Source organism: Caballeronia sp. LjRoot34, from assembly GCF_964253815.1.
Taxonomy (GTDB): domain Bacteria; phylum Pseudomonadota; class Gammaproteobacteria; order Burkholderiales; family Burkholderiaceae; genus Caballeronia.
This window is the reverse complement of the sequence record NZ_CAXUSB020000002.1, coordinates 838,511-862,420: the sequence shown is the minus strand read 5'-3', so window position 1 is coordinate 862,420 and position 23,910 is coordinate 838,511. Positions and strand designations below refer to the sequence as shown.

25 protein-coding genes are annotated in these 23,910 nt (G+C 60.6%); 18 read left to right on the top strand and 7 right to left on the bottom strand.

All coding sequences use genetic code 11. From position 1 onward, the window contains the following. Positions 1-18: 18 nt before the first annotated feature. From ACSQ36_RS23505 to ACSQ36_RS23495, 3 genes are all read right to left on the bottom strand, one after another. A complete protein-coding gene (locus ACSQ36_RS23505) occupies positions 19-366 on the bottom strand; it encodes a hypothetical protein (protein WP_436183780.1) in 348 nt (115 codons plus the stop codon). Positions 367-678: 312 nt separating this feature from the next. Then, complete coding sequence (gene mmsB, locus ACSQ36_RS23500; protein ID WP_436183779.1) at positions 679-1,569, bottom strand: 3-hydroxyisobutyrate dehydrogenase; 891 nt, start codon at positions 1,567-1,569, stop codon at positions 679-681. Between the two features lie 36 nt (positions 1,570-1,605). Beyond that, positions 1,606-3,153: a CoA-acylating methylmalonate-semialdehyde dehydrogenase gene (locus tag ACSQ36_RS23495; protein WP_436183778.1), complete on the bottom strand. Its 1,548-nt coding sequence runs from the start codon at positions 3,151-3,153 to the stop codon at positions 1,606-1,608. A gap of 229 nt (positions 3,154-3,382) precedes the next feature. Between ACSQ36_RS23495 and ACSQ36_RS23490 the strand changes: the two genes are divergently transcribed. The 7 genes from ACSQ36_RS23490 to infA all read left to right on the top strand — a co-directional run bounded on the left by ACSQ36_RS23490 (position 3,383) and on the right by infA (position 8,899). Then, positions 3,383-4,336, top strand: coding sequence for a LysR family transcriptional regulator (locus tag ACSQ36_RS23490; protein ID WP_436183777.1), 954 nt, complete (start codon positions 3,383-3,385; stop codon positions 4,334-4,336). 239 nt (positions 4,337-4,575) lie between these two features. Then, positions 4,576-5,562, top strand: a complete 987-nt coding sequence (locus ACSQ36_RS23485; RefSeq protein ID WP_213762162.1) for a M23 family metallopeptidase — start codon at positions 4,576-4,578, stop codon at positions 5,560-5,562. 73 nt (positions 5,563-5,635) lie between these two features. Beyond that, entirely contained in the window at positions 5,636-5,926 is a 291-nt protein-coding gene (locus ACSQ36_RS23480) for a hypothetical protein (RefSeq protein WP_436183776.1), read from the top strand. Between the two features lie 94 nt (positions 5,927-6,020). Further along, entirely contained in the window at positions 6,021-6,458 is a 438-nt protein-coding gene (locus tag ACSQ36_RS23475; RefSeq protein ID WP_436183775.1) for a bactofilin family protein, read from the top strand. A 177-nt stretch (positions 6,459-6,635) separates the two neighbouring features. Further along, positions 6,636-7,613 carry a magnesium/cobalt transporter CorA gene (corA, locus tag ACSQ36_RS23470; protein ID WP_213762159.1) on the top strand — a complete coding sequence of 326 codons (978 nt, stop codon included), beginning with the start codon at positions 6,636-6,638 and terminating at the stop codon, positions 7,611-7,613. Positions 7,614-8,247: 634 nt separating this feature from the next. After that, a complete protein-coding gene (locus ACSQ36_RS23465) occupies positions 8,248-8,541 on the top strand; it encodes a hypothetical protein (protein WP_174254562.1) in 294 nt (97 codons plus the stop codon). 91 nt (positions 8,542-8,632) lie between these two features. Then, a complete protein-coding gene (infA, locus tag ACSQ36_RS23460) occupies positions 8,633-8,899 on the top strand; it encodes a translation initiation factor IF-1 (RefSeq protein ID WP_031361766.1) in 267 nt (88 codons plus the stop codon). Positions 8,900-9,078: 179 nt separating this feature from the next. Here the strand turns inward: infA and ACSQ36_RS23455 are convergent, their stop codons facing one another. Genes ACSQ36_RS23455 through zwf form a run of 3 tightly spaced genes read right to left on the bottom strand, consistent with a single transcriptional unit; the run spans position 9,079 to position 12,351 of the window. Beyond that, a complete protein-coding gene (locus tag ACSQ36_RS23455) occupies positions 9,079-9,969 on the bottom strand; it encodes an HAD family hydrolase (protein ID WP_436183774.1) in 891 nt (296 codons plus the stop codon). Beyond that, positions 9,966-10,787, bottom strand: a complete 822-nt coding sequence (locus tag ACSQ36_RS23450) for an ROK family protein (protein ID WP_436183773.1) — start codon at positions 10,785-10,787, stop codon at positions 9,966-9,968. Before ACSQ36_RS23450 ends, ACSQ36_RS23455 begins: the two co-directional genes overlap by 4 nt. Before the next feature lie 10 nt (positions 10,788-10,797). Next, positions 10,798-12,351 (bottom strand): glucose-6-phosphate dehydrogenase, encoded by a 1,554-nt coding sequence (gene zwf, locus ACSQ36_RS23445; protein WP_436183772.1) that lies wholly within the window; start codon positions 12,349-12,351, stop codon positions 10,798-10,800. Between the two features lie 215 nt (positions 12,352-12,566). Here zwf and ACSQ36_RS23440 point away from each other — a divergent pair, with 215 nt between their 5' ends. The 11 genes from ACSQ36_RS23440 to ACSQ36_RS23390 all read left to right on the top strand — a co-directional run bounded on the left by ACSQ36_RS23440 (position 12,567) and on the right by ACSQ36_RS23390 (position 22,912). Further along, entirely contained in the window at positions 12,567-13,457 is an 891-nt protein-coding gene (locus tag ACSQ36_RS23440; RefSeq protein WP_436183771.1) for an arylamine N-acetyltransferase family protein, read from the top strand. Positions 13,458-13,465: 8 nt separating this feature from the next. Continuing rightward, the gene (locus tag ACSQ36_RS23435) at positions 13,466-15,169 is read left to right on the top strand and encodes a peptidoglycan D,D-transpeptidase FtsI family protein (RefSeq protein ID WP_436183770.1); all 1,704 of its coding nucleotides are present in this window, start codon (positions 13,466-13,468) and stop codon (positions 15,167-15,169) included. 185 nt (positions 15,170-15,354) lie between these two features. Then, positions 15,355-15,690: a hypothetical protein gene (locus ACSQ36_RS23430; protein WP_213762153.1), complete on the top strand. Its 336-nt coding sequence runs from the start codon at positions 15,355-15,357 to the stop codon at positions 15,688-15,690. A 114-nt stretch (positions 15,691-15,804) separates the two neighbouring features. Further along, a complete protein-coding gene (locus ACSQ36_RS23425; protein ID WP_436183769.1) occupies positions 15,805-16,083 on the top strand; it encodes a hypothetical protein in 279 nt (92 codons plus the stop codon). A 485-nt stretch (positions 16,084-16,568) separates the two neighbouring features. Next, the gene (locus tag ACSQ36_RS23420; protein WP_213762151.1) at positions 16,569-16,877 is read left to right on the top strand and encodes a hypothetical protein; all 309 of its coding nucleotides are present in this window, start codon (positions 16,569-16,571) and stop codon (positions 16,875-16,877) included. A gap of 607 nt (positions 16,878-17,484) precedes the next feature. Further along, complete coding sequence (locus ACSQ36_RS23415; RefSeq protein WP_436183768.1) at positions 17,485-18,510, top strand: fatty acid desaturase; 1,026 nt, start codon at positions 17,485-17,487, stop codon at positions 18,508-18,510. An 84-nt stretch (positions 18,511-18,594) separates the two neighbouring features. Beyond that, positions 18,595-19,407, top strand: a complete 813-nt coding sequence (locus tag ACSQ36_RS23410) for a phosphate/phosphite/phosphonate ABC transporter substrate-binding protein (protein ID WP_436183767.1) — start codon at positions 18,595-18,597, stop codon at positions 19,405-19,407. Positions 19,408-19,560: 153 nt separating this feature from the next. Beyond that, a complete protein-coding gene (locus ACSQ36_RS23405) occupies positions 19,561-20,550 on the top strand; it encodes an LLM class flavin-dependent oxidoreductase (RefSeq protein ID WP_436184928.1) in 990 nt (329 codons plus the stop codon). 273 nt (positions 20,551-20,823) lie between these two features. After that, positions 20,824-21,042 carry a hypothetical protein gene (locus tag ACSQ36_RS23400; RefSeq protein ID WP_436183766.1) on the top strand — a complete coding sequence of 73 codons (219 nt, stop codon included), beginning with the start codon at positions 20,824-20,826 and terminating at the stop codon, positions 21,040-21,042. Positions 21,043-21,450: 408 nt separating this feature from the next. Continuing rightward, complete coding sequence (locus ACSQ36_RS23395) at positions 21,451-21,768, top strand: H-NS family nucleoid-associated regulatory protein (RefSeq protein WP_213762146.1); 318 nt, start codon at positions 21,451-21,453, stop codon at positions 21,766-21,768. Positions 21,769-22,234: 466 nt separating this feature from the next. Next, positions 22,235-22,912 carry a response regulator transcription factor gene (locus tag ACSQ36_RS23390; protein ID WP_436183765.1) on the top strand — a complete coding sequence of 226 codons (678 nt, stop codon included), beginning with the start codon at positions 22,235-22,237 and terminating at the stop codon, positions 22,910-22,912. A 51-nt stretch (positions 22,913-22,963) separates the two neighbouring features. On the opposite strand, the gene ACSQ36_RS23385 is transcribed toward ACSQ36_RS23390, so the two are convergent. Continuing rightward, a complete protein-coding gene (locus ACSQ36_RS23385) occupies positions 22,964-23,884 on the bottom strand; it encodes a flavin reductase (protein WP_436183764.1) in 921 nt (306 codons plus the stop codon). Between the last annotated feature and the right edge of the window lie 26 nt (positions 23,885-23,910).

The following is a 23,910-nucleotide window of genomic DNA, read 5'->3' as shown; positions in this document are numbered from 1 at the left end:
ATTTATTTATATTGCCCGTTACATTGCATATTGGAGCGCAAGGTCGAACCCAAGCACGACCATCGAGCAGAATACGCCGAGCAGCAAGTTAGCCGCACGATGTGCAACGTCATGGTGTTTCGTCAACATGGCCGCAGCCATAAATGCGATTTCCACCACGATCTGTATTGCAAACACGGCTAGCATCAGCGCGAACTCATACCCCATCGAATTGAAGTCCGAGAAGTTGAAACCACGCATGGCCACCCATGAACCTACGCGCCATAACTCATACGCCAGCAGCGCCAACGGGAACAGGTAGCTGAACACGTAGGTCGGCATTGTTGCGTGCCGCAATTCCATATGAAAGTGACGAGTTGTTTGCATCTGGCTCTCCTTGATCCTGGCTATTTGCCGCCAGCATTTCGCTGGCTTTAACTCATTTAACTCACCTGATGAGTTACCTCAAAGCGGCTTCGCTGTCTTCATCACTCAGTTCGTAACTCGGTTCATAAGTTACTTACTAATTAAAATGAAGACATGAACGTCGTGCTTTGAGAATAGGCCAAAATCAGAAGAAGCGAATCATCGTATTCCCCATGTCCTTGGTTAGCATGGCAGAGCGACTTGCGATGCTGCAACGCAGCTTAATAGGTCACATAAAATGCGCTGCAGCAATTCGCGACCAGCGAGTTTTAATCAGGCATCCTCGCTACCGTACAGCTTGATAATGGCAGAGAAGTCCAACCCGCCCAAGCCCTGCATGCTCATGGTCTGGTAAAGCTGTTGCGCGAGCGCGCCAAGCAAAATGGGCTGTTTGACTTGACGCGCTGCATCAACCGCCAGTCCCAGATCCTTCAACATGAGATCGGCCCCGAACCCCCCGGTATACCCGCGTGAAGAGGGCGCATTAGGTAAAACGTTCGGATAGGGATTACACGTATCGGCACTCCAGCAACGACCCGTCGATGTGTTGATGATTCCGGCAAGCTTATTGGGTTCGATCCCGAGCGACGCACCAAGTTTCATCGCTTCCGCCACGCCGATCATCGAAATGCCGAGCAGCAGGTTGTTGCAGATTTTCGCGATCTGACCCGTCCCTGTTTCGCCGCACTGAACCATGTTCTTGCCCATGCCGGCGAGGACCGGTTTGAGCGTGTCGAACAACGCCGCATCGGCGCCGACCATGAACGTCAGCGTGCCCGCCTGCGCGCCGCCGGTGCCGCCGGAAACGGGAGCATCGGCGAATGGATTACCCTGCTTCAATGCGGCTTCTCCGACCAGGCGCGCGGTCGCCGGATCGATCGTACTGCTGTCGATCAGCGGCACGCCCGGACGAACCCCGGCGAGTACGCCATCGGCGTTCAGATACACCGCTTTCACGTGCGCCGCGGCCGGCAGCATGGTGATCACCACCTCGCTTGTCTGCGCCGCCTCACGGGGCGAAACGGCGGTCCGCGCGCCTGCGTCCACAGCCGCCTGCAACGCCGCCTTCGATAAATCAAACACCGTCAGCGAATGCCCTGCTTTAAGCAAGTTGGCAGCCATGGGGCCGCCCATGTTGCCCAGTCCGATAAAGCCGATTTCCATTACGTTCCCCTTTTTTATTTCACCGGATAAGTGGCTTTAGCGCAGCGAAATAGTAGTGTTGACGCCGTCGTTGACGGTGGCGTCGTCGAACCAGCGTGACGTGACGGTTTTCGTTTGCGTATAGAACTGCACGACCTGTTTGCCGTACGGGCCAAGATCGCCCAGCTTCGATCCGCGCGATCCGGTAAAGCTGAAATAAGGCACAGGCACGGGAATGGGAATGTTGATCCCCACCTGGCCGACATCGATCTCGCTCTGGAACTTGCGCGCCGCCGCGCCGCTCTGCGTAAAGAGGCCGACGCCGTTGCCCATCGGATTGCGGTTGACCAGTGCGATGGCATCGTCAAGCGTTGCAGCTTCCAGCACGCAAATCACCGGACCGAAGATCTCCTGCTTGTAGATGGTCATGTCGGTGGTGACGCCTGAGAATACCGTCGGGCCAATGAAATTGCCCTTCTCATAACCCTCGACCTTTACATCGCGGCCATCCAGCGAAAGCGTTGCGCCTTCCTTCACACCGGTTTCTATGAGCCCCAGGATCCGTTCCTTCGCCGCTCGCGAGACAACCGGGCCCACATCGGTATTCGCCTCCGTACCACCGTTCACGGACAAGCCGCGCGCACGCTCGACCAGCTCCGGCAACCAGTCCTTCGATGCCCCCACGAACACCACGACCGACGTCGCCATGCAACGCTGTCCCGCCGCGCCAAAACCCGCGCCGGCAAGCGCGTTCAGCGTCTGCTCGCGGTTCGCATCGGGCAGCACGACCGCGTGATTCTTCGCGCCCATCATGGCCTGCACACGCTTGCCGTGCTGGCTGCCGAGGTTGTACACGTGCGTGCCCACATGCGTCGATCCGACGAACGAAATCGCCTTGATGTCGGGATGCGTGCAGATCGCGTCGACCACGTCCTTGCCACCATGCACCACGTTCAGCACGCCCGCCGGAATGCCGGCCTCGAGCGCCAGCTCGACCAGCTCCATGGTGGACAACGGATCCTGTTCCGACGGCTTCAGCACGAACGTGTTGCCGCAAACGATCGCCATCGGGAACATCCACAGCGGGATCATCGCGGGGAAGTTGAACGGCGTGATGCCGGCGCACACGCCTATTGGCTGGCGCAGCGTGTAGGTGTCCACGCCGCCCGCGACATTCTCGGAGAATTCGCCCTGCTGCAGCGTGCCGATCGAACACGCATGTTCGATCACCTCAAGGCCGCGGAAGATATCGCCTTCGGCATCGGGCAGGGTCTTGCCCTGCTCGGCCGTCAGCGTCTGCGCGATCCGCTTCATGTTCTGGCGCACCAGATCCTGGAACCGCAGCATCACGCGCATGCGTGCGCCAAGCGGCGTGAGGCGCCACGTCTGGAACGCTTTTGCCGCCGACGCCACGGCGGCATCGACTTCTGCCCTGGTCGCGAACGGCACCCGGCCGACCACGTCCTGGGTCGCGGGATTAACGATATCGCGCCACTCTTGCGTCGTCGATTCAACGAACTTGCCATCGATCAGCAATTTGGCCGTGCGCACGCCGGCGTTGGATTGTTCGGCCTGCGCCGGACGGTCAGCAGCAGCAGTATTCATGAGAGAAGCTCCTTGAGACGGGAACGTTCCTGGCGGGAACGGGATGACAGAGACGCGGACGCACGCGAAATACCGCGCGGGTCGCCAAGGGGAATGTCGTCTCCGGATTATTTGAATGTTGTCGGCTCGCTCATTACGCGTAGGGACAGAACGCGTGCAAGGCAAGTCCACAAGATTCAGTATAGTTATGCAAATCTCTACGAAGTATGGATACAAATACTCATCCAATATGCAAAAAAGCACGGCTCCTGGTCTCAGCAACCTGAATTGGGACGACCTCCGGTATTTCCTGGAAGTCGCGCGAACCCAGCGTGCAAGCGGTGCGGCGAAGCGTCTGGGGGTTGATTACACGACCGTTGCGCGCCGCGTGCGGGCGCTGGAAGACGCGCTCGGCACCCTGCTCTTCGATAAATCCCGCAGCGGCGGTTTCATCCTGACCGCCGAAGGGCAGCGCCTGCTTGCGTACGTCGACGCCATGGAAACCACGGTTCAGTCGGCGACCGAGCACATTGCCAACTCGGGGCACGCGCTGTCCGGACACGTACGGGTGGGTTCAACCGAAGGTTTTGGCTGCTTCTTTCTTGCGCCTCAACTCGCGCGCTTTCAAGACGCGCATAGGCAGATTTCCATCGACTTGTTGCCGGTGCCGCACTTCGTCAGCTTGTCCAAGCGAGAGGCCGACATTGCCGTCACGCTTGAGCGCCCGGAACACGGCCAGACCGTCTACACCAAACTCTGCGATTACCGCTTACGCCTCTACGCCACGCGCGAGTATCTCGATCAACACGAACAGTTAAGCCGAGTGGAAGACCTCGCGACGCATCGCTTCGCGAGTTATATCGATGACCTCGCGTTCAGCTACGAACTGCTCTATCTCGAACGCGCGGTTCCGGGCGCTGTATCGCGTTGGCGCAGCACCAGCGTGATCGCTCAATATCACGCCGCGCTGCAGGGCCGCTCGCTCGCGATCCTGCCGTGTTTCATGGCGGCGCAAGACCCGCGCCTCGTGCCCGTTCTCGCCGATGACATCGTCGTCACGCGCGCGTTTTATCTGTCCTGCCGCGAAGATTTGCGCAAATTGAAACGCATCACGGCAGTGTGGGATTTTCTGCGCACAGTGGCCGAAATCAATCGTCCGTTGCTGATGGGCGAGGCGCGCGAGATGCTATGGAGCGAAACGTAGAGGCTGTGAATTTCGCGTTTGTTCAGCTCCCCTTATATATGAGATACGCATTCGCGTAACGGGTGCATAATCGTCCGCCCATAAAGGCTTTCCGCCGTAGCCCTGCTGCGGCGTTTTCACATGGACGTGATCTTTATCCATCTCATTATTAACACTCGCAGACAGACCGGTAATCCACCGCCCGCACGTCGTTTTGTGGCCACGCGCTTGCCCGCGCGTTTGCCGCGCCCGGTGCACTGATGGCGTTCGTCATCTGGTCACGCCGGAACGTGTCGCATCAGCGCGTGCGTTTCGTCGAAGCGCGCACTGTCCGCACCATGGTGATCGTCGCCGTCATTGCGATGATCCTGGCCGCGCTCGCGCTCGGCATCGCCATTGGTGCGGCAATGGGCAACACTCACGCAGCCGAAGAGAAGATGCAAACGGAGCGGCGCTCCTATGAAATCGATGAGCTCGGCAAGATCAGCGCAACACTCACGCATATCGAACCGCGGGTCATTGAACTTGTGGAACAAGTGAATGAACTTCAGGACTTCGAAGCACAATTGAAAGCGGCGCGACGCGCGGCCGATCACCCGGACATCCACGTGGTTCCGCCGCTTCCCGATAACGACGATGAATCGCCGCTCGACAGCAGCGCGTCGGGCGGTCCGTCCCTGCCTCCCCGGCTCTGCGACGCCCAGCGTGCAGCGCTTACCGGTACCGCGCCGCAGCGCCTGAAGCACACGCAAAGCGCACTGGATTGCCTCGATGCAACCATCGGTGTCCTCGATGACGCCGTGCTCGCGCATTACGCGTCATACATGGCGTTTCCGGGCCGGCTGCCTGCCCCCGGCGCGCGCTTCGGCTCGCCGTTCGGCAACCGCATCGACCCGTTCACGGGACACCTGAACTTTCATCCGGGCATCGATCTCGTCGCCCCCACCGGCACGGCCATCTTCGCGAGCGCCGGCGGCCGCGTGGTGCAGGCGGGACCGCACGGCGGGTACGGCAACGCCGTCGATATCCAGCACAGCAGCGGCGTGGTCACCCGCTACGGGCATACATCGAAGATATTCGTGAAGGTAGGCGATCTTGTCATGCCCGGCCAGAAGATTGCCGAAATCGGCTCGACCGGCCGCTCGACCGGACCGCATCTGCACTTCGAGGTAATCATCGATGGGACGCAGGTCAATCCCAAACCTTATCTCGCGCTCTTCAAGCTGAAATCCAATGCCGCAAGCTGATCGCAACAGGCCGACGCACAAGCTCACGCGCCGCACCTATTCCCTGACGTCGCGGCGCGGCCCGACCTGGCCCATGCTGCTGCTCGGCACGATTGCCGCGGCCTGCGCGGCAGCGGCGCTGGCCGCGGCCGGCTTCGCGCTCGTCACGTCGCGCGATAACAGCAAGAAGGCCGACGCCCTGTGCGCGCCGCCCATGTCTGAGCGCGAGATCCGCGAGCAACTTTCGAAGGCGCGCATCGCGCTCGATCACGAAGTGGCGACACGGCTCGTCATGGAGCAACAAGCGTCCGAAAGCCTGGCGGAAATTCATCAAATGCGAACTGACCTGACTTTCCTCAAGCGTCAGCGGGATAAGTCCAACTGACCGATCCCGGAACCCATCCACACGCCGGTACGTACCTGTCCACCTGTCCATTACCGGCAACCATTTTGCAATCCAGACCAGAAGGGGTTTTCCCATGTTCAAGAAAAAATCTCCCGGCGTCAGTCAAGCCAAGCTAGCTACGCTGATCGCACACGATGTCCAGATAGCGGGCAACCTCGAATTCAGCGACGGCCTGCGCATGGACGGCCACGTGAAGGGCAACGTGACAGGCCGCGCGGGCGAACAGACGTTGCTGGTCGTGAGCGACCAGGGTTCGATCACGGGCAACGTCACTGCCTACGACATCGTGATCAACGGAACCATCACCGGCGACGTCACGGTGGAACATTTTGTCGAGCTGCAATCGAATGCGCATGTGAACGGCAACATCTATTACCAGCAATTGCGCATGGACGTGGGGGCGTCCGTGGAAGGCAAGCTCACGAAACGCGACAGCACCCTGGCGCCGCAGGTGGACACGCCACGGCTCAGTTCCGAACTGACCTCGGACTACTCGCATAGCGAGACCTGACACCCGACTCGCGCGGCGGCTGGGTTGCAAGACGACGAATACGGCTCTCGCACAGTAAGCGCCGGACAAATCCGCTAAGATTCACGGCAAGTCTGGCCATGCCCCGTTACGCGCTGCCTGTCCTTGCGAAAGGCGGCATGCGCCGGTTCCATCACCGTGCGAGAGGGGCAGGAATCCATGCTGGTCAATTGTGCGGCTTATCAGAAAGGCCGCAAGCTCGCCGACGTCGCTATCGACGACATTTCCGCGTATCGGGACGTCCCCGACTGCTTCGTATGGGTCGCGCTGAAAGAGCCCGGACCGGGTGAACTCGCGCATATGGCGCATCAGTTCGGGCTGCACGAACTCGCTGTGGAAGACGCCCAGAAGGGACACCAGCGCCCGAAGATCGACGAATATGCGGACTCGCTGTTTTGCGTGCTCCACACGGTGGAACTCGATACCGACAACGAGCTGGTGGTCGGCGAGATCAACGTGTTCGTGGGCAGCAACTATGTGCTCTCCGTTCGCAACCGGACGAGCCAGGGGTTCCAGGATGTGCGCAAGCGCTGCGAACGCGAGCCGCATTTGCTGGAACATGGCCCGGCGTTCGTGATGTACGCACTGATCGACAACGTCGTGGACCGCTATTTCCCCATTCTGGAGACGCTCGGCGCAGAACTCGACGAACTCGAGGAACGCATCTTCACGCGCAACGGGTCCGCGGCGTCGCGGATAATCATTGAAGACCTGTATTCCCTGAAGCGCCGGCTCGTTCTGCTTCAGCATCACACCGCGCCGCTGCTGGAAGCGGTGAGCAAACTCTACGGCGGCCGCGCACCGGGAATTTGTACCGGCATGCAGGACTATTTCCGCGATGTCTACGACCACTTGCTGCGCATCGTGAAAACGATCGAGGGACGCCGCGAAATGATCGTGACTGCAATCCAGGTCAACCTGGGCCTGATTTCGCTGGCGGAAAGCGAAGTGACCAAGCGGCTGGGCTCGTTTGCGGCGCTATTTGCCGTCCCCACCATGATCGCCGGGATCTACGGCATGAACTTCCATCGCATCCCGGAACTCGACTGGGTCTATGGTTATCCGGCGGTGATCTGCGTGATGCTCGCGGTGGACATTGGCCTTTACTGGCGGTTCCGCAAGGCAGGATGGCTATGATGGTTATAATAGAACCTTCGGTGCCGCTGGAAGGCGGTTGGATGACATAGCCGACTCGACGGAAACTGCGCGGGAACGGCGGCGAACGCCGGGCAGCGGACATGTCAGCATTGCAGCATCGAGAGGCGGGGCCTCCGGCGACAGCGGAACTTTTTTCTGATTTGCTGTCTAATTTACATAGTGCGCTTCTGGCGCAGCGTGTTCGCCACGGCAACAGCGATCCACCCAACATTTCAGCGCAACGCCTTGGCTGAATGTCATCGCCCCGGCAGTGTGGGCTCCGCAACCGGTCGCGGCCCTGCATTCGTCTTCAAAGTTTAAACAGCAGCGACGTCGACGGTTGCTTGTATCCACGCGTTGTACCGCGCATGGTTGCATGGGTAATACGTGCGTAGCGGCATGGGCAGCGCGACATGCGGCGGCACACGTATTACCGCGACGTTCTTCAACACCTACAGCCCAGCGAGCGGCTGCGCCATGTGTGCGCCGCGCGTCATTTTTTGCTCGTAAACGCTTGATCGATCGCACGTGCCAAGGGGCGCTGAACGGTCGCCGAAGTGGTTTTCAAGGCATCGGCCGCATTATTTCGATGCCCGGGCGGGCGCAATACAGGAACTCAGGAAACATGAAAGAACTGGTCAAGCCGCTTAAGACGTACAAAGGTTATGAAATTCATCCGCTGATTTACCCCCGCGGCGCCCGCGACGGCGGTGCGGCTGTCCGTGCAGCGGATACCGGTTACGAAGCGTCGGTGCGCATCCGCCGTGCGCCGCCGGCAGGCGAGGAAGCCACGGGCGAAAGCCGCGTGTTCCGCATTGAGCAGACCGGATCGTTTGAAAACGGCGGCCAGGCTCGCCGGGCGTGCTTGTTGCATGCGGAAAAACTGATCGACGGCCAGATCGACGGCCAGACTGTTGCAGATCTGTGACTAGACGCGATAGTTAGGCGTTAAAAGGCATCGCGGGGTCGGGCCGGTCTCGCATACAATCGCAACGAATAGATGATTTAAGGAGCTTTATATGGCGAAAGAAGAGTTACTCGAGCTGGACGGCATTGTTGACGAAGTGCTTCCCGACAGCCGCTACCGCGTGACGCTGGACAACGGCGTGGTCGTGGGCGCGTACGCATCGGGCCGCATGCGCAAGAACCACATCCGGATTCTCGCGGGCGACCGTGTGACGCTGGAATTGTCGGTGTATGACCTGACGAAAGGCCGGATCAACTTCCGGCACAAGGACGAACGCGCAACGGGCGGCGGTCAGCGTCCGCAAATGCGTCGCCGCTAAGCAGAACGCTGTCGTGACGCGCTGTTAAAGCGAGTCCCGCACGGTACTGCTCGCCGGAGTCGAGAGCAACGCTTCGTCGGCGCCACCGCTGGATGCTGCCAGTCAGCATCGCATGGCGCCGATGTCGCTCTCTCATGCGTATCTCACGCGCATTCAACCCGCGTGTTCAACCCTCATCATCATTTTCCCTTCCGGGCCGCTAGCAATCCGTTGAGGCCTGCGGCAAAGCCGTCTTCATCGTTCGTGGCCGACACAAACGTCGCGTGCGATTGAACGTCTGCCGACGCCTGCCCCATCACAATGGAAACACCCGCCACATCGAACATGGCGACGTCGTTGCCCATGTCTCCCAGCACCGCAACGTTTTCCAATGCAACGCCCGCCAGCCGCGCCAACTCGCGCACGCCCTCGCCTTTGTTCGCGAGCGGATGCGTGATGTCGAGATAATAGGCTTGTGAACGCATCGCCTCGGCGCGGCCCTTGAGCGTGTCCTGGAACTCGGCCTCCTTACGCTGAAGCAGCGCCGCGTCTTTCGTCGACGCCACGATCTTTTCGACCGAATCCAGGTCGATATCCTCGAAACGCTTGACCACCACCGCGTCGTATCCCACCGTCCGGCGCTCCAGCGGCACGTATTCGCCGCCGGGATTCGTGATGTACCACTGGTCGTTGATGAACACCCACGCGTCCACTCCATCGCGCTCCAGGCTTTCCAGAGCCGTTTGCGCCGCATCGCGCGGCAACCAGTGGGCACTCAGGGTCTTCCAGACGGCGGGATCGACGAGTTTGCCGCCGTTGAAAGCGGCAAACGGCGAGTGGACCCCGAGCGTTTCGACGATCGAATGCATGCCCTTGCCCGGCCGGCTGCTCGCCACCGTGAAGCGCACACCCGCGGCGGTGAGATTGCGCACGGCTTCCTTCGCGGGCTCACCAAGCGATTTGTCCGTGTAGAGCAAGGTGCCATCGCAATCCGAAATCACCAGCTCGACCTTCGCCAGCGCCGCCAGCGCCTGCTCCGGGTCGCGATGACCGGGACTGAGCTTCAGACCGGTAGCGCCGATGGAGGTCATTCAAACTCTCCAGCAGGTAATTGCCGCGTCTCACGCACTGAACGCGGGTGCCAGAGCCGCGCTCCGCCTTCAATCCCTGCCTCGTTCGAGACCACTTTTACGTTATCCGGCAAGTCGAAATTGAGATTGGCCGCGTTGCCGCCGCCAATCCACAGGCGGTCGTAGTTCACCAGCGAACTCAGGATGCCGATGATCTTCTCCACCCGGCGATTCCACCGCTTGTTGCCCGCCTTGTCGCGCGCCGCATTGCCGAGATATTCGTCGTACGTCTTGTTTTTGCTCACCGGATGATGCGCCAGTTCGAGATGCGGCATGAGTTCGCCATCGCGGAAAAGCGCAGTGCCCGCGCCCGTGCCGAGCGTCAGGACGAACTCGATGCCCTTCCCTTCGATAGCCGCAAGCCCCTGCATTTCGGCGTCGTTGATGATGCGCACCGGCAGGTTCCCCAGATGCACGGCCAGCAACTGCGCGAGCGGCACGTTGCGCCAGAATTCGTTGCCGAGGTTGGGCGCGGTCAGCACGTGGTTGTCCCGCACCACGCCCGGAAAACCAATCGAGATATGGGTGGCCGGCAGCGGCGTCAACAGCGGCCCGACCAGTTCCACCAGCTTCTGCACCAACACGTCCGGCGGACACGGATGCGGCGTGGCCACCTTTACCCGCTCGGTTTCCATCTTCCCGTGCGCGTCGATAATCGCGGCCTTCAGGCCCGTCCCGCCCACATCGATGGCGAGAATCCGTTCTTTCGCAGTCGAGCGTTTGGTTGTCTTCCCTGCGGTTGTCTTCTTCACTGCTGCCTTGCGTGCTGCTGTCCCCATACTGTTCTCCTCAGTTCTTGTCGTCGTGATCGGCTTTTTGCGTGTGTTCGTCTGCCAGCGGGCGCCAGGCGCGGCCGTCTGCCTTCAACAGATCGTCGGCTTCCTTCGGTCCCGCACTGCCCGCGGTGTAGCCATGTACCGGCAACCGGCCGCCTTCGGGATGCAGTACGCCGTCGACCGCCGCCCAGCTTGTTTCGATGCTATCCGCGCGCTGGAACAGCGTCTCGTCGCCGAGCATACAGTCGTACAGCAGCGTTTCGTAACCGACGTTCGGCTTCTCATCGAAGAAATCGCCGTATTTGAACGATGACTTGACGGCCCCGACCTGCATCACCGGACCGGGAACCTTCACGTTGAAATCGAAGGTCGTGCCGTGTTCCGGGTCAATCCGCAAGGTCAGCACGTTCGGCACAAGCGTGTCCACGGGCGTGTCGCGGAACAGCAGGAACGGCACGGCTTTCAGTTGCACCGATATTTCCGTGCGCCGCGCCGTCATCCGCTTGCCAGTGCGCAGATAAAACGGTACCCCGGCCCAGCGCCAGTTTTCGACGAACACCCGCGCCGCCGCATACGTTTCGGTCTGGCTATCCGGCGCGACATCGGCTTCTTCCCGATACCCTGCCATGGTCCCGGATTTTTCGTACTGCCCGAGCACCACGTCATTGGGTTTCAGCGGCTGGATCGCGTCGAAGATTTCGGCTTTCTTGTCGCGCACGGCTTCTGCGTCGAATGAATTCGGCGGTTCCATGGCGACCATGCCGAGCAGCTGGAATAGGTGGTTCGGCACCATGTCGCGGAAGGCGCCCGTCTGCTCGTAAAACCCGCCGCGCGCTTCCACGCCAATGGTTTCCGCCGCCGTGATCTGCACGTGATCGATATATTCGCGCCGGAAAATGGGCTCGAAAAAGGCGTTCGCGAAGCGTACCGCGAGGATGCTCTGCACCGTGTCCTTGCCGAGAAAATGATCGATACGATAAATCTGGTTCTCGCCGGCGAACTTGAGAATGCTCTCGTTGAGATCCTTCGCCGATGCGTAGTCGTGCCCAAAAGGCTTTTCGATCACCACGCGCCGGAAACCCTGGTCGCTTTCCTTCAGTAAACCCACCTTGCCGAGCCGCTCGACGATCGGCTTGAAGAAGCGCGAACTGACGGCGAGATAAAAAATGACATTTCCACTGTCACCCAGCGTCTGCTTGAGCTTGTTAAATACGTCATCGGTCTCGAACTCGCCCGCCACGTATTGCAGGCGATCCGCGACCCAGTTCCAGGCCTTATCGTCGAGTTTGGAGGTATGAAAAGCGCCCGCTTTGTCGGCGGCGAATGTTTTCAGCGACTCGGTCAATTGGTCGCGCCAGGCGCTCGTCTCGAGTTCGCCGTGGTTCACGCCAATGATCTTCATCTTGTCGTCAAGCAGGCCATCGGACGACAGGTTGTACAGCGCCGGCATCAGCAGCCGTTTGGTCAGGTCCCCGGCCGCGCCGAAGATGACGAGCGTGCACGGCGGTGCGGGATGCTTGCCAGGGGCCTGCGGGGACGAAGTTGCGGTAGCGAGTGGGATCGACATAGGGTTCTTTAAAAGAAGAGTTGAGCGCACTGCTTATTAAAGACCATGTTGGGCACGTCACAGTTCAAAATCCTGCCCAAACGGTCTGCTTCTGCGTTTTCGACTGATGCGTGGCGTATGCAATATGTAATCGGCGCGTGGGCTGTGCCGTAGAATGTCGGCACCTCGCGGCGGCTCGCCCGGCCTCGTTACCATTATCCGTGCAGGAGTTCCACATGAATCAGACGCTCTCCCCGGCGCAGCTCGCCGCTTATTTCGACCGCATCGGCTATAGCGTGCCCGGTCGCGAACCCCAGCAGGCTACATCAGAGACGCTGCACGCGCTGCATAGGCTGCATCCGCAAGCGATCCCGTTCGAAAATTTCGACACGCTGCTCGGGCGCACGCCGCGCCTCGATCTCGCGTCCGTGTTCGCGAAGCTCGTGAGCGCGCGGCGCGGCGGGTATTGCTATGAACACAACCTGCTGTTTCGCGCCGTGCTCGACACGCTCGGCTTCGAGACCACGGGACTCGCCGCGCGTGTCCTGTGGAACGACCCGGCTGGCATGTCGCCGCGCACTCACATGATGCTGCTGGTCGAAACGCCCGATGACACCTGGCTCGCGGACGTCGGTTTCGGCAGCATGACGCTCAGCGCTCCGCTGCTGTTCGACACAGGCCGCGAACAGGCGACGCCGCACGAGCCGTTTCGTCTCGACCTGATCGAGCGCGGCGATTTCCTCCTGCAAGTGAAGCTCGGCGATACGTGGAGGCCGATCTACCGTTTCGACCTCGAGCCGCAATTTCCCGCCGACTACGACATGGCGAACCACTATGTATCGACGTATCCCGGGTCGATCTTCCTGGACCACCTGATCGTGGCGCGGGTTATACCCGGAGAGCGGCAGACCTTGTTCGATACAACCCTGACCCAGCGCGGTAATACCGAATCCACACACGAACTCACAAGCGCCGCGGAGTTACGCGGCGTGCTGCAAGAGACGTTCGGCCTCGCGCTGCCCAGCAACGATTCCGACACCCGCCGTGAAACCCCGGCCGGCGGACTCGATGCCGTGCTCGAGCGCATCGTCCGGTTGTCCTCGTCCGTCACGTCCACTACGTCCTGATCGTCACGATGCGTAAAACCGTCAAGCGCGCCCATGAATCTTATCGGACGCCCGTGAAAAACGCAGTGCTCGAAAGCCGGTTGCCACGATGGCGCTCCACGCTGGTCGTGATGCTGATATTCGCCGCGTTCGCTACGCTCACGGCGCGTGCGCTGTGGGTGCAGGTCGTGAACCAGGACTTTTATATCGGCGAGGGGCAAAAGCGCTATCAACGCACACTGGAACTGAGCGCAACGCGCGGACGCATTGTCGACCGCAACGGCGCGATGCTGGCCGTGAGTCTCGCGACCTATGCGATCTGGGCCACGCCCTCGCGCTTTGATCGCGAGACCCTGCCAGGAATCGCTCGCCTGATCGATATGCCCGAGAAGGAACTGGCGCGCCGTATCGATGCCTCGCGCTCGTTCGTACTGCTGAAACGGCAGGTCGATGCCGACACGGCGACGCGTATCGCTGAAACCGGCCTTGCAGGCATAACGCTCGTGGCCGACACGAAACGCTTCTATCCCGAAGGGGAATCGGCGGCTCACGTGGTCGGTTTCACCGATAACGAAGACAAGGGCCAGGAAGGCATTGAACTCGCGGCAAACGACCGGCTGACCGGCGAGCACGGCCAGCGTGAAGTGATCCGCGACCGGCTGGGGCGCGTGGTGTCGGAGATCGGCGAAGCGGCGTTGCCGGAGAATGGCGAGACCATTCATCTGACTATCGACCGCCGTATCCAGCAGCTCGCTCATACGCAACTGGCCGCCGCCGTCACGAAGCATCGTGCGCGGGCGGGCAGCGTGGTCGTGCTGGACGCGAAGAACGGCGAGATCCTCGCGCTCGCGAACTATCCGACCTTCGACCCCAACGACCGCGCGCGCCTGACCGGCGAACAGTTGCGCAATCGCGCGCTGACCGACACTTTCGAGCCGGGCTCGACGATCAAGCCGCTGGTGGCGGCGCTGGCTATCGATCTTGGCCACGTGCGGCCGGACACGCGTATCGATACATCGCCGGGGACGTTCAAGCTCGGGCCGAACGTGATCCACGATACGTCGAATCACGGCGTCATCACGGTCTCCGAAGCCGTGCAGATGTCGAGCAATATCGCGTTGACGAAACTCTCGCTCAACCTTCGCCCGCAGACGGTATGGGACAAGTATCGCGAATACGGCATTGGCCAGGCGCCGGACCTGATTTTTCCGGGCGCGGCCACCGGCCGCCTGCGGGCATACGAACGCTGGCGCCCGATCGAGCAGGCGACCATGGCCTATGGTTATGGCCTGTCATTGTCGCTGTTGCAGATTGCACAGGTTTATACGGCTTACGCGGGCAATGGCGAATTCCGGCAGTCCACCTTGATTCGCGGCCAGGCTGCGCGGGAACCCGTGCAGGTCACGAAACCCGCGACTGCAGCGGCTGTGCGCGACATGCTTGAACTCGCGATGGGACCCCGTGGCACGGGACGTGCGGCAGCGGTGGAGGGGTATCGCGTGGGTGGGAAGACCGGCACGGCGCGCAAACAGATCGGGCGTACCTATGCGGCGAACAAGTACCGCGCGTCGTTCGTCGGCATGGCGCCGATGAGCGACCCGCAAGTGATTGTTGCCGTGATGATTGATGAGCCGTCAGCCGGGTCTTACTACGGCGGGACTGTGGCCGGGCCGGTGTTTTCGGGGGTGGTCGGTGGCACCATGCAGCTTCTCGGTGTGCCGCCGGATGCCTGAACGTCCGCGACGGTCCGCTACGTCCGGTGAGCGGTGGCAGGCTTTCGTCTCGCTCATCAGAGACCAGCAGGGACCCGCACGGACGGAAAACGTAAGACCGCTATGCTGTAATGTTGGATTGCTGTAGTCGAACACTTCGTCGAACATTTCGTCGAAAGGGCGGTCGCAAACCTTGAAAGGACACCATGAAAAAGATTGCCTGCGCTCTCGCGCTTCCGCTGTTCTTGTTGCAAGCCTGTACCACCCAGTTCCACAACGCCGATGCCGGTCAGCCGGAAGTCGAAACGGCGCCGAACGCGTCTGTGGCGAGCATTGTCCAGTGCCTGACGGACGAAGCGAAGAAACACAACGCCACGTTCAAGCAAACACCCATTCCCCAAGGCACGATGCTCGAATTCGGCGATTCCAACGTGATCAAGGTCCGCTTCGATAACGGCGAAACGTCGTACCGGTTTTATCCGGGCGAGCGGCATATGTCGAACCTGTGGCTCGAAGGCGCGAGCAAGAAATGCGCGCCTTAACCCTAAGCTTAAGCTTGGCTTCGATCTCAACTTTGACCTTGAAGCAGTTTGGCGAGGTGTTTCATGACGCCGGTTTCATGACATCTTCGCGCTTGCTTTTTTACCGGGCTGATCGTGCGCTCGACTAAAGCCATCAACGCCGTGGAGCGTCTCAAGACACGCTCCGGCAACCCGCACTATGCCGCCGTCAGCCTGAGCGGCGGCCTGTTCTATCTCGTCGACCGGGCGGCAAGTGGTGAGCAAAAACTTTCCGCACCGCAGACCATGGATGATTTCGTGGCCTTTGTGAACTCGCTCAAGCCAGAGAAACCGCGACGCGTCAGCAAGCTCGACCTGGCCATGGACGAGCAGATAAAACGCAGCGGCAAGGCCCGGACTTCAGACGACGAGTAACGCAATTTCGAGCACGTCACTCAATGTCTCTGGACGTGGTCAATACTCCGGCGCTGTCGAAACCGATACCGATACGAGGTCCGCTTCAAAGCCATTTCAAAGCTGCTTCAAAGCTACCTCGAACTCGCTTCGTAACGGTCCCTCGATCGCCCTCCCGCCCTCCACGGCACCTCACTGCCAATTCCAAGCATTGTTCCGCCGGGTATTAGCGTCGTTCGGCGCGCACGCTTCGTGCCCTGGCACACGGAAAACGTTTGCATGGCCCGAATAATCGCGCGCTCGGTGCCTTCAATGTGCGATTTCAGACGGTGCGTGCGTCGAGCCCTTGCGACTATGCATCAACGGTCGAATCAAACCGGGGACCGCCCAGCGCAACCATCAACGCGCAGGCGAAGGGGTATAGCTGGACGCAGCAATGAACGCACCAGTCATCGATAAAATCGACAACGCGCTCACAAGCTGGCCGGCAAGAATGGGGGCGCAGGATGAAAGCCAAAAGATCGCCGACGTCAGAAGGCCCACGAACGTCGACACAGGCCGATGCGGAACTTCAGCACATCGAACGGGCAATAGGCCAGTTGCGCGCGATGAGTCAGAAATCGGCCGGGACGCTTAACGTCGAGTACTGGCACGAACGCTTGACCGCTGTCTGCACCGGCTACGTGCTGGTGCCGGCGCAAAGGCGTCGGGTAGATGCATTACGCAAAGTGCTGGATTCGTTCTCGCAACCACAAGGCGACCCCGGCTCCGGGCGCAAAAGAACAACCAACAGGCTTTGGGCGAAAGCGGCGTAACTACGGCGCTTTCGCCATCGCGCATCGTGCGCGTAATCGACGGCGGCCTTCAGGCCGCCAGATGTCGTGTTTCAAGCATGGCTACCGATCAAACGTTCGCAGGGCTTCAGGCGGTTAGCCGCGATTGCGGGGGAGCGCCCAGGTCATCGTTCGGGCCAGTGAACCAGCACTGTCATTCAAATTCCGGCGCGATCGCGGCGTGTTTGATGACTGCCATCAATAATTCCCCGCCGATCATTTGCCAATGAACATGGGCGTCAGGAATACAAGCAGATAATCCCGCACGCTTGTTGCTCCGGTCATGATCGCCTGCGACCTATCGCGTCTCTCCCGACCTGACGATAAAAATCCCTACTATAAGCTTTCAAATTACCCCGAAGCCTGAGACGCTCCGGGGCCTCAACGCGCGACGCTGTGCGTTCCAGCGTTTTCGCCGGCTTTCGTATCGCTTTGTAGCCGTATGGAGATGGCCCGATCCGCTGACTCTCATCGCGTGCAACCGCTTGCGCCACGATTCTTCACACGGGAACAAGCTTAGCGGGAATGCTTGGTTTGGCAGGCGGCGAAGCGTCGCTAAGATCGTGGCTCGTTCCGTCACTGAATTGCCATGAGCCTGTACATAGACAATGCTCAACGCCATCAAATACAGCAACTGCGCACGTCCTGGCGCTGGCGCAGCGAATGGCCCACCTGGCTTCTGATCGTTGCCGTGTACGGCGGCTGGTTCACGACGGCGCTTAACGCGCGGTCGATCGGCTTACCGCTGGCGGTAAGCATTCTCGCCGTGCTGTCGTGCCTGTATTTGTCATTGCAGCATGAACTCCTGCACGGCCATCCGACGCGCTTCCCCTTGTTCAACGCGCTGCTCGGCGTCGCCCCGCTCGCTGTCTGGTTCCCTTACGCGGTGTATCGCGAGTCGCATCTGCGCCACCATAACGACGTTCATCTCACCGATCCCGATCTCGACCCGGAAAGCTATTTCGTTTCCGCCGAATGCTGGCGCGGTGCAGGCGTGGCTGTGCGGTTCCTGCTGGTTATCCGCAACACGTTCTTGGGGCGCATTGTGCTCGGCCCCTGGTTTTCGATCGTGGAAACGGTTCTGTCGGCGTGCACCCAGATTGCGCGGGGCAATGGCCGTATCGCAGGCGCGTGGGCCTTGCATCTCGTCCTGCTTGGACTGCTCGCGACCTGGCTTGCGCGCCGCTGCGGCATCAGTCCCGCCCTTTTTATATTCGGGGTTGGGTATCCGGCGCTCGCGTTGAGTGCGATCCGTTCGTTCCAGGAACATCGCGCAGCCGATCACGTCGCGGAACGCACGGTCATCAACGAAGCATCGTGGGCCTGGCGTCTTCTGTTCCTCAACAACAATTTTCACGCCGTTCATCACGACCTGCCGAGCGTGCCGTGGTTTGCGGTGGCGAGCGTTTATCATGGGTATCGCGATGCGTATCTGGCGCGCAATGGCGGTTTTATCGTGCGTGGTTACCAGGAATGGCTTGTGCGGCACGGCGTTCAACCGATTGCGCCCGCGTTGCATCCGCTTCATGCACGCGCCGCCGATCAGATTGCACAGGCTCAGGCCGGGTCCGCCGGCTCAGCAACGCTTGGCGGCGACGCGGCGCAGCCTGTCTGACGTATCTTTCCGGCCGGGTGCTGGTATGGGTATCGGTACCGGTACGGGCATGGGTATTGACCGGCGCAATGGGAAAGAATCTGGATGAACTGGGTGGCCGCATTACCGATGTACAACGTCACGCCAGCGCTCGCCGGCGACTGGCGCGTTTTGCTCGATCATGTTCACGGGCGCTTGCGGCCATGGCTTGACGCCCGCGGTGACACGCTCGCCATAGTCGATCCCGAGACATCCCTGCAGGAATTCTGGCTGCGTGACGATCTGCTGTTGTCGCAGACGTGCGGCTATCCGCTGGTGCGGGCGCTCGCCGGACGCGTGCAACTAGTCACTACGCCCGTTTTCACCGTCGATGGCTGCGAGGCCGGCGATTATCACAGCGTCCTGGTCACCCGGGCCGCGGCCAATGTCACGTCGCTCGCGCAATGCCGCGGTCTGCGCGCGGCGTACAACACCCCCGATTCGAACAGCGGCATGAACCTGCTGCGTAGTGCCGTCGCACCGCTTGCCGGCGAGCAACCATTCTTCGCATCGATGATCGAAACGGGCGGGCACCTGGCATCGCTGCAAGCCCTGCAGGACGATCGGGCCGATGTTGCCGCCATCGACTGCGTGAGCTTCGCGTTCGTACTCGATCACCTTCCGGATCTTGCCGATGGTTTGATCGAGATCGGCACGACACGAAGCGCGCCGGGCTTGCCGCTGATTGCATCGAAACGGGTGCCGCCGGAGGGTATCGACGCACTGGCGGACGCACTCGCCGATGCCGTCGCGCACGATCGTCCGCTGGCAAAACGCCTCAAGCTCGACGGTTTTGCGAGGCGTCCGCTCGACGACTATGCGTGCATTCTTGACATCGAAACAGACGCTATCAAACGCGGTTATCCCCGCCTCGCCTGAGGGCGGTCACGGCAGACTTTCCTGACTTTCGGCACAATCGGCTTTTACCCGCGTGTAAGGAGCGTCCTGGATTTTCATCCGGGATTGGCGCTTGACGGGAGCCGGATCGCCGGTGCCCGCGCGCCGCCAGTGCACGAAGCCATGGAAGCCGCAATGATCCCGTTTTCAGTTCTCGATTTATCCCCCATCCCCGCCGGATCGACCGCCGCCGACGCGTTCCGCCACTCGCGCGAACTGGCCCAGCATGTCGAAAAACTCGGTTACCTGCGATTCTGGCTGGCCGAGCATCACAACATGACCGGGATTGCCAGCGCCGCGACGTCCGTGGTGATCGGGCACGTTGCCGCGGGAACGAGCACGATCCGCGTCGGCTCGGGCGGCGTCATGCTGCCGAACCACGCGCCGCTTGTGATCGCCGAGCAGTTCGGCACGCTGGAGTCGCTGTTTCCCGGACGCATCGATCTCGGCCTCGGCCGCGCGCCCGGCACCGACCAGACGACGGCCCGCGCGCTGCGCCGCGATCTCCAGGGCAGCGCGGACAATTTCCCCGATGACGTCGTTGAATTGCAGCGCTATTTCGCTGAGCCGGTGGAAGGCCAGCGCGTGCGGGCGGTCCCCGGCGCCGGGCTGAACGTGCCGATCTGGCTGCTCGGTTCGTCCACCTTCAGCGCCCAGCTCGCCGCCGCGCTCGGCCTGCCGTTCGCCTTCGCTTCGCATTTCGCGCCTGACTACCTGCTGACCGCTTTGCAGGTTTACCGGACGCAATTCCGCCCGTCGAAGCAACTCGACCGGCCTTACGCGATGGTCGGCGTGAATGTTTTTGCCGCCGACACCACGGCAGAAGCGGAGTTTCTCTTCACATCGTTGCAACAGCAATTCATCAACCTGCGACGCGGCACGCCGGGCCAGTTGCCGCCGCCTGTCAGGCAGATTCCGTGGAACGAGGCCGAACGCGCCGGCGTGGACCATTCGCTCGCATGCTCGGTGATCGGCGACCAGGGTCAGGTGGAGGCCGGACTTGCCTCGCTGATCGAACAAACCCAGCCCGACGAGTTGATGGTCACCGCGCAAATTTACGATCACGCGGCCCGCCTGCGCTCGTTCGAGATCACGGCCCAGGCTCGCGCGGCGGTGGCGGGGTAACGCTGGCCGAATCGCTTTCCGGGTATCAAGCGGATGTCAAGGGAATGTCAACGGTTAAGCGGCGCGGCGAACACGCATTCGGACGCTGGACGGGTATCGTTTTGACAAGCAATAATGAGGACGGCGGCTTTGAGATCCGCCGTCCTGCGCCCGCTTTTAGTGCCTTCCTGTGAACGGCAATGGCGGGTAAGCCGTTCGAAGGGTCTCAACAAGAAGGGATGTTGGATATTGCAAGGGAGAAAATGAATGATCAGAAGTCCCGCCACAGGATCCATGACCTTGCTGACGGAGCGCGATGAAGCCACCGGTCAGGAAGTGCGGACGTTGCGCCTCGAACCTGCACCCGACGGCAAGGCCGTCCTGTTGATAGATATTGATGAAAGGAAGGCCGGCATCCATCGTGAGGTGCGCTATGAAATCACGCCGGCCGAACTCATTGCGGCAATTCGTGCACACGGCGCGGAGTTGCCAGGCGAGCAACATAATCGCTAAAATGATTTAGGCATACAATAGCGGCATTCGGCGCTATCATTTCTTCGTGGCGCCCGCGGTTGTCTGGACGAATTGTTGAATTAGCGGCTGCATGCATGGTGCTTTTGAAACATGAGCAGCCGCCAGCCGTGCACCGATCTGGTCGCGTGAGCTACAGCCGCTGATTCGGCGGCTTACGCATCTCGCACCGATCTCAAACACAGTAACCAGTTTGTCGAGCCGCTTGCTTGGCAGAAGTCCGATTATCGGGCGCTGCCGGTTAAAGCGGCAATTTGCGGTATTACACTAATTGACGCGCGTCACTCGGCGCGCCACGATTTTAGTCAACCCACACATTCCTCGAGCCGCCCCGGTCCGCGCGGGCAGATGGCTCGCCTTCAAGAAAGTAAAAGCTGAATCAGGACAGCCGTGGACGAAAGAAAGCGAGACAGCATCATTGCCTATTTGCGCAGCCGAATGGCTGAGTTTGGCATTACCGAAACAGCGCTGGCCGAAGCATTGGCCGACGTGCCGGTTTCCGTCACCCCTCCTCCAATGACCAACGGTTCGAGCGCGGCGTCCAGACGCGCGCTGCCGTCAATGCCTTCGTTGCCGGAGAGCACCAACGGCACCGCGCCGGTATTTAGAAACGCTAGCGGCGACACATGGGACGGGACGGGCGACATGCCAGAATGGTTAAAACGCGCCGTGCATGCCGGGCAGGATATCGAGTTTTACCGGGTTTAAAGCCGCTCGCCAGGGCCCGGTGGGAACCATTGATGCAAATAAACAGCAGCGCCCCGCATGCCTTGCGGCATCGGGCGACGCGTGCCTGCGCGGCACTTGAGCAGCACTATCCGAAGATCAGGTAATGGTCCGCCCCCGTGGTCCGCCCCCGTCCGCCCGGTTATTTCGGAAAGGGCAGTTCCGTCTGATTGTTCGCCTTTTGTTTGTCTGTGGTTTGCTTTTAAGCCTGACGTATCGAGTATCGTCGCGATCCGTTAAGCGCGCCCTGACAATCCGGCGAGGTTTGCTACGGCCACCCACGGGGATGGATCGTGCGGGTGAGCGGTCTCGACGTGCGCCGCTTGTTCGGGAAAGCCGTCGACCGACGCGTAGGCGGGGTTATCGACATGCGCGTAATATCGGCCATTGCAAGGCGACGTCAATTGGCTCAATCGGCTCAATCGTCGGCTCAAATCGAGGTGACCAGATGTCTGCTGGACCGTCCTCTCCGTCAGCGCACGACACCACCGGCCGCGATGGCGCTATCGTCTATGTGGTCGACGACGACGCAGCAATCCGCCGCGCGCTCGCGACGCTCATGCGATCAGTCGACCTGCTCGTTGAGACATTTTCGTCGCCGGAAGAATTTCTTCAGCGTCCGCGCTCCCAGGTCCCGAGTTGCCTGATTCTCGACGTGCGGCTGCGCGGCAAGAGCGGGCTTACGTTCCATCAGGAAATCGTCAATAGCGGCATGCGTATTCCCGTTGTGTTCATGACGGGCCATGGCGATATTGAAATGAGCGTCAAGGCGATGAAAGCCGGGGCGATGGATTTTTTTGCCAAGCCTTTTCGTGACCAGGACATGCTGGACACCGTGAGTCAGGCACTCGCACGGGACAAGGCGCGTCTCGCGGCAGATGCGGCCGTGGCTGAATTACGCGCGTTGCATGACTCGCTCTCTCCGCGCGAGAAGGAAGTGCTGGTCTTTGTGTTGTCAGGTTTGCTGAACAAACAGATCGCCGCGGAGATGAACCTGAGCGAAATTACGGTGAAGGTCCACCGTGGACAAGTGATGCGCAAGCTCAACGCACGCTCGATGCCGGACCTTGTCCGCAAGGCCGAATTGCTGGGTATCCAGCCTTTCGATCCCAGCGCCGCACACTGAGAAGTCGGACTCCCCCGCACCCACCCAGGCCCCAAAGCGATTGCGAACGAATCACCCCAACGCTTGCACCATCCCCTTCTCCACATCGCCTACATAAATACCGAACGCATCTTCCGTTCTCTCCTTCACATAGCGTCGCAGCATGGCCCCAACGGCAGGGTCACGTATCCTGTCCCAGGGAATCGCACCGAGCGGCACATACCGTACATCCGCGCCAGCAGGTACATCATCGACAATGCGCCCCCGATAATAGATATGGGTAACGCCCTTCTCCTCAAACACCGCAAACAGAAAATCCAGATTGGCATTCAGCCGATACCGCTCCAGCACGCCGCGCAAACTAGCCGCATCCGCAAGCGGTTCCAGGCGCGTCCCAATGGGTAATTGCAACGCCCCGGATGCCGTCTCGATCAACACAAGACCCGCAGGATGCTCGAGGATCGCCCCAACCTGGGCCCGCTGACCGGTCGCGGCCAACGCCTCCTGCGACAAGCTGAAATCCACATAAGCACCACGGCAATACCCTAGCGGTGTCGCGCTCGTATGCGTGAAATCCACCACGCGCCCGATCAGGATGATGTGGTCCCCCGCATCCACCACCTGATGCGTCTCGCAGTCGAAACTCGCCGCCGCGCCATCCATCACCGGACTGCCGGTGCGGCGTGCATGCCAGCCGACCTGCGCGAACTTGTCCGCACTCTTCGACGCAAACACGCCCGATACCGGCCGCTGATCTTCCGCAAGTACGCTGACCGCAAAACGTTGCGTCTGCGAAAACACCGGATGGCTGGAGGCCGTCTTCGCGATACAAACCAGGATCAACGCCGGATCAAGCGACACGGACGTAAACGAATTCGCGGTAAAACCACGCGGCGAACCATCGGGTTGAATGGTCGTCACCACAGTCACACCCGTCACGAATGCGCCCAATGCACGGCGAAACTCGCCAGTATCGAAGGAAGGCTCTTTCATGCTTTTGCTCCTTGAATTAGCGGCTG